10 protein-coding genes and 1 tRNA gene are annotated in these 14301 nt (G+C 70.1%); 8 read left to right on the top strand and 3 right to left on the bottom strand.

What is annotated here, in order from left to right; all coding sequences use genetic code 11:
* The first annotated feature begins 152 nt into the window (after positions 1-152).
* The 7 genes from G3I71_RS09090 to G3I71_RS09060 all read left to right on the top strand — a co-directional run bounded on the left by G3I71_RS09090 (position 153) and on the right by G3I71_RS09060 (position 7355).
* Complete coding sequence (locus tag G3I71_RS09090; protein WP_164313429.1) at positions 153-521, top strand: DUF4333 domain-containing protein; 369 nt, start codon at positions 153-155, stop codon at positions 519-521.
* A gap of 35 nt (positions 522-556) precedes the next feature.
* The gene (locus tag G3I71_RS09085) at positions 557-1243 is read left to right on the top strand and encodes an ABC transporter ATP-binding protein (protein ID WP_164313428.1); all 687 of its coding nucleotides are present in this window, start codon (positions 557-559) and stop codon (positions 1241-1243) included.
* Between the two features lie 115 nt (positions 1244-1358).
* Positions 1359-3365 (top strand): FtsX-like permease family protein, encoded by a 2007-nt coding sequence (locus G3I71_RS09080; protein ID WP_164313427.1) that lies wholly within the window; start codon positions 1359-1361, stop codon positions 3363-3365.
* Positions 3366-3473: 108 nt separating this feature from the next.
* A complete protein-coding gene (locus G3I71_RS09075) occupies positions 3474-4184 on the top strand; it encodes a response regulator transcription factor (protein WP_164313426.1) in 711 nt (236 codons plus the stop codon).
* 91 nt (positions 4185-4275) lie between these two features.
* Positions 4276-4803, top strand: coding sequence for an NUDIX hydrolase family protein (locus G3I71_RS09070; protein ID WP_164313498.1), 528 nt, complete (start codon positions 4276-4278; stop codon positions 4801-4803).
* Positions 4804-5014: 211 nt separating this feature from the next.
* Entirely contained in the window at positions 5015-5176 is a 162-nt protein-coding gene (locus tag G3I71_RS09065) for a hypothetical protein (RefSeq protein WP_164313425.1), read from the top strand.
* Positions 5177-5459: 283 nt separating this feature from the next.
* A complete protein-coding gene (locus G3I71_RS09060; protein WP_343242894.1) occupies positions 5460-7355 on the top strand; it encodes an ABC transporter ATP-binding protein in 1896 nt (631 codons plus the stop codon).
* A 52-nt stretch (positions 7356-7407) separates the two neighbouring features.
* Here the strand turns inward: G3I71_RS09060 and G3I71_RS09055 are convergent, their stop codons facing one another.
* Together G3I71_RS09055 and G3I71_RS09050 are read right to left on the bottom strand one after the other, a co-directional pair.
* Positions 7408-10782, bottom strand: coding sequence for a pyruvate carboxylase (locus tag G3I71_RS09055; RefSeq protein ID WP_203729783.1), 3375 nt, complete (start codon positions 10780-10782; stop codon positions 7408-7410).
* Between the two features lie 99 nt (positions 10783-10881).
* A complete protein-coding gene (locus G3I71_RS09050; RefSeq protein WP_164313424.1) occupies positions 10882-12696 on the bottom strand; it encodes an ABC transporter ATP-binding protein in 1815 nt (604 codons plus the stop codon).
* Positions 12697-12990: 294 nt separating this feature from the next.
* Between G3I71_RS09050 and G3I71_RS09045 the strand changes: the two genes are divergently transcribed.
* Positions 12991-13992 (top strand): glycoside hydrolase family 43 protein, encoded by a 1002-nt coding sequence (locus tag G3I71_RS09045; RefSeq protein ID WP_164313496.1) that lies wholly within the window; start codon positions 12991-12993, stop codon positions 13990-13992.
* 77 nt (positions 13993-14069) lie between these two features.
* Here G3I71_RS09045 and G3I71_RS09040 read toward each other — a convergent pair.
* Positions 14070-14143 (bottom strand) — tRNA-Pro (locus G3I71_RS09040).
* Between the last annotated feature and the right edge of the window lie 158 nt (positions 14144-14301).

The raw sequence follows: 14301 nt of genomic DNA, 5'->3' as shown, positions 1-14301 counted from the left end.
GAATCACCGTATGCGCGGACGGCCGCGGCCGGATCGGCCGAAAGGCCGAGGCCCGGATCCGTGAAGGGTGGCCGGACGGCCGAGGCGCGCGCTCGTTCCGGCGGGACAGAGTGGAGCCACTGCCCGCCCCGACCCACATTCAGGAGTACGAGATGCAGCGCAAAGCCCTCATCAGTGTGATCGGCGGTGCGACCGCCGCGGTCGCGCTGGCCGGCCTCGGAACCCATCTGCTCGCGGGCACCGAGTCGACGAGTTCCCTGGACAAGTACACGACGGTGGCGGTCGACGGCCACAAGGCCCTGGCGGCGAACATCGTCGCGGGTCGCGCCCAGAGCAAGTTCCACCCGCTGCCCTGGGTGGGCACGAAGGTCTCCCGAGTGTCCTGTCCGACCGGTCTGAAGGCCGTGGCCGGCGCGAGCATCACGTGCACGGGCCGCACCGGCACGGGCAAGGACATAGACATACCGGTGACGGTGGTCGCGGCGACGAACACCTCCGTGACCTGGAAGTTCGAGCGCTGAGCGACGGCGAGGAGACCAAGGAGAACGAGAAGATCATGAGCACCGTCCTGGCCGGTCTCGGCCTCACCAAGAAATACGGCTCCACCGTCGCGCTGCACGGCGTGGACGTGAAGGTCGGCGTCCGCGAGTCGCTGGCGATCATGGGCCCGTCGGGGTCAGGGAAGTCGACCCTTCTGCACACCCTGGCCGGAGTCGTCCGCCCGGACGGCGGCGAGGTCCTCCTGCACCGTGAGCGCATCGACAACCTGGGCGAGAACCGGCTGAGCGAACTGCGACGCAAACGGTTCGGATTCGTGTTCCAGTTCGGCCAGTTGCTGCCCGAACTGCCCGCCGAGGAGAACATCGCCCTGCCGCTGATGCTGGACGGCATACCCCGTGGCCGGGCCGTCTCCCTCGCCCGCCGCTGGTTCGCCCCGCTCGGCCTCGACGGTCTGGAGAAGCGCCGCCCGGGTCAGTTGTCCGGCGGTCAGGCCCAGCGCGTCGCGATAGCCCGCGCGCTGGTCGTCCAGCCCGACGTGGTCTTCGCCGACGAGCCGACCGGCGCGCTGGACCAGGTCACCAGCGAAGAGGTCGTCCGACTGCTGACCTCGGTCACCCGCGAGCAGGGCGCCTCCCTGGTGATGGTCACGCACGACCCGGACGTCGCCGCCCACTGCGACCGCGTCCTCCAGGTCCGGGACGGCCGGATCACCGGCCACCACCAGTACACCGTCGCGCCCTGAGCCACCGGCCCTGCCGCGCCAACGCCCCTCCCTCCTAACGCCGGTCCACCCCGCCGCGCCCGCTTGCCCAGAGCGCCGGCCCCCGCCTCACCCATCCGATCAACCCGGAGCCCTCATGTCCTCGCCCGTCCCACAGTTGGCGTGGTTCCTCGCGCGCCGCTCCGGCCGCCGCGGCCTGCACAGCCAGTTGCTGGCGGCCGGCGCCGCGGCCGTCGGTTCACTGATCCTGCTGGTGCTGACGGCCGCCTACTTCGGCAGCGGTGCCCGCGCCCAGGACACGGCCTGGCGCACCCCGGCCCCCGACCGGCACGGCACCGCCGTACAGACACTCGGGACGACGTACCTCGGCGACCGCCCGGTCACCGTCGTGTCACTGGCCCAGCTGCCCGGCCGCCATACGACTCCGGCACCCCCAGGGCTGACCGGGTTCCCCGAGCCGGGGCAGGTCTACGTCTCGCCCGCCCTGGCCGACCTGCTGGACAAGACCCCGGCGAACCAGCTCGCCGACCGCTTCCCGAAGGTGTCCTCGTACGGCACCATCGGCGACGCCGGTCTCGCGGCGCCCGAAGAGCTGGTGGCGGTCATAGGGAGGGATGCCTCCGACCCGGCGGTCTCCACAGCGGCCGAACCGCTCGGCCTCTTCGGCCAGTTCGGCGGTCAGACCGCACGCGCGGTGGTCTCCGGCTTCGACGGAACCGAGGTCAGTGTGTTCACCTCGGCGGACAAGGCCGTGGTGTCGATCGGTGTGGCGATCGTCGCCGTCCCCGTGATCGTGCTCGCCGCAGCCGCCGGACGGCTCGGGGCAGCCCGGCGTGAGCAACGGCTCGCCGCGCTGCGGCTGGCGGGGGCGACACCGCGCCAGATCCTCGCGATGACCGGCCTGGAGTCGGCGGTCGTCGGCGCGGCCGGGGCCCTGGCGGGCGCGCTGGCGTACTGTCTGCTGCTGCCCGCTCTCGCGGAGATCCCGTTCGGCATCGGCACCTGGTACACCGGCCGGCTGTGGGTGGGGCTGCCCTGGCTGTTGGCGGTCGTGGCGTTCGTGGCCGGTCTCATCGCGGTGAGCGCCATGACGACGTTGCGTCAGGTGGCGGTCTCTCCCCTGGGTGTGGCCCAGCAGGCGAACCCCAGCCGTACCCGCCTCGTCCGCCTGGTCCTCTTCGCCGCGGTCCTGGTCTATATCTATGTGACAGCCTCGTCGGGCGGCACCAGCGCCCGTCAGCAACTGGCGATGCTGCTCATGTTCTACGGCGCCTTCTGGCTGCTCGGCCCGTGGGTCGTGGACCGACTCGGGCGGATCACGGCCCGCTTCGCCCGCCGCCCGGCGACCCTGCTGGCCGCGCGCCGGCTCACCGACGACCCGCGCGGCTCCTGGCGCACCGTCAGCGGACTTGTCCTCGCCGGCTTCGTCGCCGGGTTCTTCACCGTGGGCAACGTGAGCATCGACGACTACCGCTTCCCCGGCCAGGTCGCCGTACCCACCACCAGCGCCGCCAAGGCCCGCACCGCCACCGCCGAGGCCCGCACGCTGCTCCACGCGGCCGGAGTGAAGGCGACCGTCACGACGAGCGACGGCGACGACGGAATACTGTTCGGCACCCCCGGAGTGATCGCCCATGTCTCCGGCAGCGCCCCGCAGGTCGACACGGCGGTCACCGCGCTGTCGGGCCTGGTGCCCGGCAAGCTCCCTTACACCCAGGCCTATGCCACCGCCGAGAACGATGCCTTCACCGGCCGGCTTGGCGAACTCGGCACCGCCGCCCTTGCGGTCAGCTTCCTCGTCGCGACCGCCTCCGCAGGGCTCACCGCCGCCGCGAACGTGCTCGACCGGCGACGCGTCTACGCCCTGCTGCGGCTGGCCGGCACTCCGTTGAAGCTCCTCGACCGGGCCAGGTTCCGTGAGACGGTCCTCCCGCTGGTCGTCCTCGCCGGCGGGACCACCGCCGCCGGAATCTACGCTGCCTTCCAGGTCAACAAGCTGTTCGACAGCACGATCAGCGCCTCCGGGGCGATGACCCTGGCGGTGTGCGTGACCGTGGGCGCGCTGGCCATGTTCGCGGCGATCGGAGCGAGCAGACCCCTGCTGCGGGCGGTCACGGAGGATGCGGCGCAGACGGCGGACTGAGGACGAAGTACGACGTCAGGGCCGACAGCAGGAGGCCAGACCCGGCCTCTCCCTCTCGGCCTCTCCTCTCCTTCTCTTCCCCTCCCACCTCTGAGGCATGATCGAGCCATGACCGCCGCCCAGCCCAGCGCCCCGATCCGTGTCCTCATCGCGGACGACCAGGACATGGTCCGTACCGGCTTCCGCTTCTTCCTGGACGCCCAGCCCGACATCACCGTGGTCGCCGAGGCCGCCGACGGGGAGGAGGCCGTGACGCTGGCCCGCCGTGAGCGCCCTGACGTGTGCCTGCTGGACATCCGGATGCCCAAGCTCGACGGCCTGGAGGCGACCAGGCTGCTGGCCGGTCCCGGTGTCACCGACCCGATGCGGGTCGTCGTGGTCACCACCTTCGACCTCGACGAGTACGTGTACGGGGCACTGCGCGGCGGCGCCTGCGGGTTCCTGCTCAAGGATTCGGGGCCCGTCCTCCTCGCGGAGGCGGTACGGGCCGCGGCGGCCGGTGACTCCCTGGTGTCGCCGTCGATCACGGTTCGCCTGCTCCAGCACATCACCGCCCCACAGGCCACGGCGTTCCGCCCGGCGGCCCCGTCCCCGGTTTCCACGGCGACGCTCAGGGAGCCGCTCACCGACCGGGAACTCGACGTGGTCCGGCTGGTCGCCCTGGGCCGCACCAACGCCGAGATCGCCTCCGCGTTGTTCGTCTCCCTCTCCACGGTCAAGACACACCTGTCGAGCGTGCAGGCGAAGCTGGCCGCCCGGAACCGGGTGGAGATCGCGGCCTGGGCATGGCAGAACGGACATGCGCACCCGGAGGCGTGAGGGTGGCGGGTCACCCGGATGTGGCGCGTTCGACGTGGAGCGGCTATGCAGAAACAGGACGAGTTGAAAGTACGATCAGCAAATGTCTGACATGATCGAAACCACGCCCGGCTGGCTGGCACCCGACGAGCTCGAACAGTCTCGCGCACGGATGCCGATCCTGTACGTCGAAGCCGTACCGGTGCGCGTCGACGACAACGGCGAAGTCACCAAGATCGGCCTGCTCCTGCGCATCAGCTCGGACGGCACGGTCAGCCGTGCTCTGGTGTCGGGCCGCGTCCTGCATCACGAGCGCGTGCGCGACGCCCTCCTGCGCAACCTGGAGAAGGACCTCGGCCCGGTGGCGCTGCCCCGGGTCCCGGCCTCCCCGCAGCCCTTCACCGTCGCGGAGTACTTCCCGACGCTGGGGGTCACACCGTTCCACGACCCGCGCCAACACGCGGTGTCCCTCGCTTACATCGTCCCGGTGGCCGGCGACTGCCGTCCCCGCCAGGACGCCCTGGACCTGGTCTGGTTCAGCCCGGAGGAGGCGTCCTCCCCCGTGGTACAGAACGAGATGCCGGGCGGCCAGGGAGTCCTCCTCAAGCAGGCCCTGGCTCATGTCGGCCGCCTGTCCTGAACAGGGCGGACAATCAGAACCCAGGAATTACCAAGGTTTTCACAGCATTTCCATGGGAACTGAATTCTGAGATTTCGATTGACGCCGCGCAGGCTCGTGTTAAGTTTCCTTTCATCGAACGGCGAAGCGGCCCGGGGCAAAAGCCCTGGTCCACCTACTCGTTCACGCGGAATTCGTCCCGTGCAGTACTGGAAACTCAGAAGGAGTCAGTATGAGCTTCAGGATTGTTGCCCCGCTCACCCCCCGCCGGAACCCGGACCCGAACGCGGACCCGAACGCGAACCAGTTCCCGCAGAACCCGCAGGACGCTCAGCAGGCGGGCCGCCGACGCCCGCGCCCCGGCGATCCCCGCCCGCCCCGGTTCGGCTTCTGACGTACAAGCCCTGCTCACACGGGAGGGCCGGTGGTGTTCCACCGGCCCTCCCGGCGTTTCCGCTCCGCTCCGCACCACTGTGCGCAGACTGTGGATCTCCTCGGAAACACCTGGCGATCGGGCAAAGTCCCGGAAACTGCGGGAGCTTGGTTCGTAAGGTATTCGAAGCATGCTCCTGGTCATGCAAAACAGGAGAATTATGCGTGCGACCAAGAGTTTTTCAGGGATTGATCACCCTCGAAGCGTCCCGCCGGGTATTGAATTGTCCGCATACGGTTTTCCCATTAATTTCGAAAAGAGCGAGAGGCCCGAAGAGTACGAACCGCACGCCACCCCCACCGTCCCCGCCCGCACCGCATTCCGCCGTTTCTGGCCCCTGACGAAAGGGCTGCGGCGCTGGCTCGTGGCCGTGTGGCTGTGCACCGTGCTCGGCGCGGTCGCCGAGACGTCCGCCATCCTGCTCTTCGGCGATCTCACCGACAACGCGCTCCAGAACGGCTCGCTGGACGCCTTCTGGTCGCCCGCCGTCCAGTGGCTCGGTATCGCCGTGGTGGGCGCGGCCATCGGATACGCGGGCGGCTCCCTGTCCGTATGGGTGTCGGAGCGGTTCGTGATGCGGCTGCGTGAGCGGGTCTTCGACCATGTGCAGAAGCTGCCCCCGCACTTCTTCCAGCGCCACCGCCAGGGCGATCTGCTCTCCCGGCTGACCGGTGACATCGAGTCCATCGAGCAGATGGCCGTCTCCGGCCTCATCGGCACCGCGTCCGCGCTGTTCAGCGCCGTCTTCTACGCGGCGGCCGCGTTCTGGCTGCAGTGGGACCTCGCCGCGGTGACCTTCGCCCTCGCCCCGCTGTTCTGGCTGGCCGCCCGGAGGTTCTCCGCCGGCGTCAAGTCCGTCGCCCGGGACGGCCGGGTCGCCGACGGCGCGGTCACCTCCGTGGTGGAGGAATCCCTCGGCAATCTCGTCCTCACCCAGGCGTACGGTCGCGAGGACGCCGAACGGCGCAAGCTGAAGACGGAGGCGACGGCGTGGTTCCGGGCCTCCGTGCGCTCGGCCCGCCTCAACCAGGCGTACGGACAGCTGGTCCAGGTCATCGAGACGATCTGCGTGCTGGCCGTGATCGGCATCGGTGTCTGGGAGATCTCCGAAGGACAGATGACGCTCGGCCAGCTGCTCGCGTTCGCCGCGCTCCTCAGCTACCTCTATCCGCCGATCCGCAGCCTCGCCCAGCTGGGCCTTGTCGTCACCGCCGCCACGGCCGGCGCCGAACGGCTCATCGAGGTACTGGACGCCCGGCCCGCCGTCTCCGACCCACCCGGCCCCGCGCGCACCGGGACCGGGCGGCCCGACGGCAGCGTCGAGGTGCGCGACGTCACCTTCCGCTATCCGGGCGCCGACGCCACGGCGCTCGACGCGCTGTCGTTCACCGTGCACCCGGGCGAGCTGGTGATCGTCACCGGGCCGAGCGGCGCCGGCAAGTCCACCCTCTCCAAACTCCTGCTGCGCTTCTACGACCCCGACTCCGGCGCCGTCCTGCTGGACGGCACCCCACTGACGGACTTCCCGCTGGACCGGCTGCGTGAGTACGTCGCCCTGCTGCCGCAGGAGACCCTGGTCCTGCACGACACGGTCCGCGCCAACATCGCCTGCGGCCGGCCCGGCGCCAGCGACCACGCCATCGAGGAGGCGGCCCGCACGGCCGACGCGCACGAATTCATCTCCGCGCTCCCCGACGGGTACGACACCCAGGTCGACCCCAACTCGGCACGGCTGTCCGGCGGCCAGTTGCAGCGCCTCGCCATCGCCCGGGCCGTACTGCGCGACGCGCCGGTCCTCGTCCTCGACGAGCCCACCACCGGCCTCGACGCGATCGCCTCCCGGCGCATCGTCGAACCGCTGCGCCGCCTGATGGCAGGCCGCACCACGATCGTGATCACGCACGACCTGGACCTGGCTCCCGACGCCGACCGCATCCTGGTCATCGACCAGGGCCGCGTCGTCGAGACCGGCCGCCACGACGAACTCCTCGCCCTGGGCGGCACCTACGCCCGCCTGCACAGCTCCCGAAGGGAGACGTCCACGGATTCGGCCGAACCGTTCCCGCCCTTGCTCGCGCTTCCCCCGTACGCCGTGGTCGGCGACCCCGAGGGCTACTACTACGGCGGACAGGCGTCCTGAACTCCGGCTCCCGAGGATGACGCTGGTGCCCGGGAGCCGGGCCGCCCCGGATTCAGGCGATCTCGACGAGCAGGTCGCCGCCCTCCACCTGCTGGATCCTGTTGATCGCCAGCCTCGTGACCTTCCCGGCCTTCGAGGCGGTGACCGCGGCTTCCATCTTCATCGCCTCGATGGTGGCCACCGTGGCGCCGGCCGCCACCTCGTCCCCCTCGGCGACGGCGAGGGTCACCACTCCGGCGAACGGCGCGGCGACATGCCCGGGGTTGGCCCGGTCCGCCTTCTCCGTCGCCGGGATGTCGGAGGACACCGCGATGTCGCGCACCTGGATCGGCCGGAGTTGGCCGTTCAGCGTGGACATCACGGTGCGCATGCCGCGCTCGTCGGCCTCACCCACGGCCTCCAGCTCGATGAGCAGCCGTACGCCCGGTTCGAGGTCGACGGCGTACTCCGTCCCGGGACGCAGCCCGTAGAAGAAGTCCTTGCTGGCCAGCACGCTGGTGTCGCCATAGGTCTGGCGGTGCGTCTCGTACTCGCGCGTCGGCCCGGGGAACAGCAGCCGGTTGAGTGTCGCCCGCCGGTCCTTGGCCAGCCCTGTGCGGTCGTCCGCGGTCAGTTCCGCCATGGGTTTGGCGGCGGCGCGGCCCTCCAGTGCCTTGGTGCGGAACGGCTCCGGCCAGCCGCCGGGCGGGTTGCCCAGCTCACCGCGCAGGAAGCCGATGACGGAGTCGGGGATGTCGAACCTGTTCGGCGTCGCCTCGAAGTCGTCCGGCGAGACGTCGGCGCCGACGAGGTGGAGTGCGAGGTCGCCGACCACCTTCGACGAAGGGGTGACCTTCACCAGCCGGCCGAGGATCCGGTCGGCGGCGGCGTACATCGCCTCGATCGCCTCGAAGCGGTCGCCGAGGCCCAGCGCGACCGCCTGGGTGCGCAGGTTGGACAGCTGTCCGCCGGGGATCTCGTGGTGGTAGACGCGCCCGGTCGGCGAGGCGAGGCCCGCCTCGAACGGTGCGTAGATCTTCCGGACGCTCTCCCAGTACGGCTCCAGGTCGCCCACGGCCTTCAGGCTCAGCCCGGTGGGCCGCTCGGAGTAGTCGGTCGCGGCGACGATGCCCGACAGCGACGGCTGCGAGGTGGTGCCCGCCATCGACGCCACCGCGCCGTCGACCGCGTCCGCGCCGGCCTGGATCGCGGCGAGGTAGGTGGCGAGCTGGCCGCCCGCCGTGTCGTGGGTGTGGATGTGCACCGGCAGGTCGAACTCGCGGCGCAGCGCCGTCACGAGGGTCGCGGCGGCCGGAGCGCGCAGCAGGCCCGCCATGTCCTTGACGGCCAGAACGTGCGCTCCGGCCTCGACGATCTGCTCGGCCAGCCGGAGGTAGTAGTCCAGCGTGTAGAGCCGCTCGGACGGGTCGGACAGGTCGGACGTGTAGCACAGGGCGACCTCCGCGATCGCCGTTCCCGTCTCGCGTACGGCGTCGATCGCGGGCCGCATCTGCCCGACGTCGTTGAGCGCGTCGAAGATCCGGAAGATGTCGATACCGGTGGCCGCGGCCTCCTGCACGAAGGCGTCGGTCACCTCGGTCGGGTACGGCGTGTAGCCCACGGTGTTACGGCCGCGCAGCAGCATCTGCAGACAGATGTTCGGGACGGCCTCGCGCAGAGCGGCCAGGCGGTCCCAGGGGTCCTCGGCGAGGAAGCGGAGCGCGACGTCGTACGTGGCGCCGCCCCAGCACTCCAGGGACAGCAGCTCGGGCAGCGTCCGTGCCACCACCGGGGCGATGGCGAGCATGTCCTTGGTACGGACCCGGGTGGCCAGCAGTGACTGGTGGGCGTCGCGGAACGTGGTGTCGGTGACGCCGATGGTCGGTGACTCGCGCAGCCACCGGGCGAAGCCCTCCGGGCCGAGTTCCACGAGCCGCTGCCGGGAGCCGGCGGGCGGTTCCGTATTCGGCAGGGGCGGGATCTTGCCGACCGGATCGATCAGCTCGGGCCGCTCACCGTGCGGCTTGTTCACCGTGACGTCGGCGAGGTAGGTGAGCAGTTTCGTGCCCCGGTCGGCGGAGTGACGTGCCGTGAGCAGGTGAGGCCGTCGCTCGATGAACGATGTCGTGACCCGGCCGTTGCGGAAGTCCGCGTCGTCGAGCACGGCCTGCAGGAACGGGATGTTCGTGGCCACGCCACGGATCCGGAACTCGGCGACGGCACGCCGGGCCCGGCTGATCGCGGTCTCGAAGTCACGGCCCCGGCAGGTGAGTTTGACCAGCATCGAGTCGAAGTGCGCGCTGATCTCCGTACCGGCGTGGGTGGTGCCGCCGTCCAGCCGGATGCCGGAACCGCCGGGCGAACGGTAGGCGCTGATCCTGCCGGTGTCCGGGCGGAAGCCGTTGGCGGGGTCCTCGGTGGTGATACGGCACTGGAGCGCGGCCCCGTGCAGGGTGACGGTCTCCTGGGAGAGCCCCAGGTCGGCGAGTGTCTCGCCGGAGGCGATGCGCAGCTGCGACTGCACGAGGTCGACGTCGGTGACCTCCTCGGTCACCGTGTGCTCGACCTGGATGCGCGGGTTCATCTCGATGAAGACGTGGTTGCCGTCACGGTCGAGCAGGAACTCCACGGTGCCCGCGTTGCGGTAGCCGATCTCCCGGGCGAACCGGACGGCGTCGGCGCAGATCCGGTCGCGCAGATCCGGGTCGAGGTTCGGCGCGGGGGCCAGCTCGATCACCTTCTGGTGGCGCCGCTGCACCGAACAGTCGCGCTCGAAGAGGTGGATGACATTGCCCTGGCCGTCGGCGAGGATCTGCACCTCGATGTGGCGTGGCTCGACCACCGCCTTCTCCAGGAAGACCGTGGAGTCGCCGAACGCGGAGGCCGCCTCGCGGGCCGCGGCCTCGATGGACTCGCGCAACTGTGCGGGTTCCTCGACCCGCCGCATGCCGCGCCCGCCACCGCCGGCGACAGCCTTGACGAACACCGGGAAACCGATGTCCTCGGCGGCGCGGACGAGCTCGTCCACGTCGGCGGAGGGCGCCGAGGAGGCCAGCACCGGTACGCCGGCGGCGCGGGCGGCGGCCACCGCACTCGCCTTGTTGCCGGTCAGCTCCAGCGTGTCGGCGCTGGGCCCGACGAAGGTGATGCCGGCTTCCTCGCAGGCGCTCGCCAGATCGGGGTTCTCCGAGAGGAACCCGTAGCCGGGGTACACGGCGTCCGCGCCCGCCTGTCGCGCGGCGCGGATGATCTCCTCCACGGAGAGGTACGCCCGGACCGGGTGTCCCGGCCGGCCGATCTCGTAGGCCTCGTCGGCCTTCAACCGATGCAGTGAATTGCGGTCCTCGTGCGGGAAGACGGCCACGGTCCTCGCGCCCAGCTCATAGCTGGCGCGGAACGCGCGAATCGCGATCTCACCTCGGTTGGCGACCAGCACCTTGCGGAACATCATGGATCCCTTCAGCCTGCCGGTGACGCGCCCCATGGTGTCGGCCCGGCCCGGCTCGCGCCATGTGAGCCGGGCCACTCACCCCTGACGGGGTCGCGTTCAGTGGAGATCGGCCCGGGCAGGGGTGTCGTCCAGGAAGCCGCCCGACTGGTGCTGCCAGAGCTTCGCGTAGGCACCTTCCGTAGCGAGCAGCTCGTGGTGCGTGCCCTGCTCGACGATCCGGCCGCGGTCGAGTACGACGAGTCGGTCCATGGTGGCGACCGTGCTCAGCCGGTGGGCCACCACAAGCGCCGTCCGGCCCTCCATGAGCCGCCACAGCGCCTCCTGGACGAGGATCTCGCTCTCGGAGTCCAGGGCGCTGGTGGCCTCGTCGAGCAGCAGGATCGGCGCGTCGCGCAGGATCGCCCGGGCCAGAGCGACCCTCTGGCGCTGACCGCCGGACAGCTTGACTCCGCGCTCGCCCACCATCGTGTCGAAACCGTCCGCCAGCACGTCGGCGAACTCCGTGACGTGCGCCGCCTCGGCCGCGCGGCGGATCTCGGCGTCGGAGGCGTCCGGCCGGGCGAACGCGATGTTGTCCCGCAGCGTGCGGTGGAACATCGCCGGGTCCTGCGGCACGTAGGCGATCAGGCCGCGCAGGTCCGCCTGGCGCAACTGGCTGATGTCCTGGCCCCCGATCATGATCCGGCCGCCGTCGATGTCCGTCATCCGCAGCAGCAGCCTGCTGAGCGTGGTCTTGCCCCCGCCGGAACGGCCGACGAGGCCGATCTTCGCCCCGCTGGGCACCGCCAGGTCGAGGCCCTCGAAGAGCGGCCCGGCGCCCGCGTGGGCGAAGGTCACGTTCTCGAAGCGGACGTCGGCGGCCCGGGACGTAAGGGCCTCCGGCGCGGCCGGGTCGAGCACGGTCGGCGACGTCAGCAGCAGTTCGGTGAACTGCGCGGCCTCCGTCATCGAGCTTTCCAGCCGACGGTAGATCTGGTTGAACTCGAACATGATCCGCGTGGCGTTCGCGTAGTACGTGAAGGCGACCACGACCGTCTCCACGCCGTGCCCGCCCCCGGCGAGCGTGACCGCGAGAAGCAGGCCCAGGGCGTTGGTCAGTACGGACAGCGGCGCGACCAGCGTGTCGATGCGCAGGTTGCCGTAGTCCCACGACCTGAGCATGAGCCGCCTCGACGCCGCGACCCGGGACCGGTGCTCGGCGGCCTCACGCTCCTCGGCGGCGAACGCCCGGACCGTGTCCATGTTCATCAGGCTGTCGGCGACATGGCCCGACACCCGGGCGATCGCCTCCTCACGCTTGGCGACGAGCGCCTGGCGACGCCGGATGAGGGGCACCACACACAGCGCCGTCAGGGCGAGCATCGCCAACAGGCCGACCACGAGCAGCGGTTCGTAGCGCCACAGCACCACCGACCCGAACACCAGTGGCACCAGACTGCCCACGACCTGGAAGGTCAGCGTGTCGACGAACTCCTCGAACCGGGAGGCGAAGCTCAGGACGCGCTTGGTCAGCGACCCGGCGAAGTTGTCGTGGAAGAACGCGGCGTCCTTGGCGAACAGCTCGTCCATACCGATCACGTACAGATGCTCGATACCACGGGCATCGACGCGGTTCAGGCAGTGCAGGCCCAAGCGCCACAGCACCTCCGAGAGCAGCATGACGCCGGCGAAGACGAGAACGTAGGGCATGGCCGAGCCGGCGGTGATGCCGCCCTCGTCGGCGATTCGGCCGACGAGTTTCGCGACGACCAGCGGCGCGATGTAGGCGAGGCCGATGTTGCCGAGCGCCGGCAGCAGCATCGCGGGGAGCGTCAGCCACCTGAGTCGGGCCAACTCCCGTACGTAATATCGAAGCGCGAGGAGCACCGGCCCTTTGTCCGGTGGGACCTCGCGAGATTCAGGCGATCCCATTCCCACCCTGTGTCGTCCCTGTGTCGTCGTAGGGCGGCCCGCCACACGCCGTCGCCGGGGTCGTCCCGACAGGCGGGCACGACGACGGAGCCCCCGCGAGGTTCGCGGCGGCGCCGAAGTGCGAGTACGGGCAGGCCAGAAGTCCCAGTGTCCCGCGACGGCGCCCGCCCGGTCCAAGCGTTTTTCTCGGCCAACGGCAGGCCCGAACACGGGTGCGAGCCCGGGCCGGACAGGCGCGTTTATCCTTCGACCGTGGCTGACACCGTGGCTGACACCGAGACCGACACCGACCCGATGCGGCTTCCCGACATGCCGCTGCACGATCCGTTCGTCGTCGCCGACGAGAAGACCCGCACCTACTACCTCTACACGTCCAACGACCCGTCCGTATCGGGCGTGGACGGCACCGGCACGATGGTCTACCGCAGCCACGACCTGCGCGACTGGACGCGCCCCGTGGTGGTCTTCCTGGCTGCCGACCAGAAAGAGATCTGGGCGACCGACGGCGGCTGGGCGCCGGAGGTGCACGAATGGGACGGCAGGTACTACCTGTTCACCACGCTGCACAACCAGGACAGACCGCTTCCGGTGCCTCCGCCCAACCAGTGGGGTACGCCGTTCCAGATCCCGGCCTACATGCGCGGCACGATCACGGCCGTCTCCTCCTCGCTGCTGGGCCCGTTCGCCGTCGTCGACCCCGCACGCCCCACCCCGCCCGCGAACCTCATGACGCTCGACGGCACGCTCCACGTCGACCTGTCCGGACAGCCGTGGATGGTGTACGCGCACGAGTGGCTGCAGACCATCGACGGAACCATGGAAGCGATCCGGCTGGCCCCGGACCTGTCCCGGACGATCGGGGATCCGGTCTTCCTGTTCAAGGCCTCGGACGCGTCCTGGCTCACCGAGGAGATCCCCGCAGGCCTGCCGAACCAGCTCCCGCCGTACATCACCGACGGCCCTCAGCTCCACCGCACCCCTGACGGGTCGCTGCTCATGCTGTGGTCGACGTACGAGAAGAACGTGGTCGGCGGGGACGGGGCCATCAGCGGCGGTTATGTGCAGACGTACGCCACCTCGGAGTCCGGCACCATCACCGGGCCGTGGCGGCAGCACCGGCCGCTGGTCCGCGAGGACAGCGGTCACGGCATGCTCTTCCACACGTTCGACGGCCGACTGATGATGGTGCTCCACCGCCCCTTCGAGAACGCGCGGGGCAAGCTGTACGAGATGGAGTGCGTCGGCGACGAGCTGCGCGTACTCCGACGGCGCGACGACCTCGACGGCGGCGGCTGACACCGCTGCGCGAAAACGCCGGAGGCCGTTCTCCCAATTTACGGGGAGAACGGCCTCCGACTTCCGACTTCGTAAAGTCGGGACGACAGGATTTGAACCTGCGACCCCTTGACCCCCAGTCAAGTGCGCTACCAAGCTGCGCCACGTCCCGATGCGGTCTGACCTGGGGTTTCCCCTGGCCGGAACACGCATGGAAACAATACCGCACTCCAGTCGATGGTCGCGCACTCCTTTATTCGCACACTCGGCCCTTGACCTCAAGTTTGGTTGAGGTCGCACGATCGTCCTCATGACAGCCACAGCCACGCA

Origin of the sequence: Streptomyces sp. SID12501 (assembly GCF_010550245.1) — a bacterium.
Taxonomy (GTDB): domain Bacteria; phylum Actinomycetota; class Actinomycetes; order Streptomycetales; family Streptomycetaceae; genus Streptomyces.
Note: the sequence above shows the minus strand (reverse complement) of the source record. Positions and strands in the feature narration are given on the sequence as shown.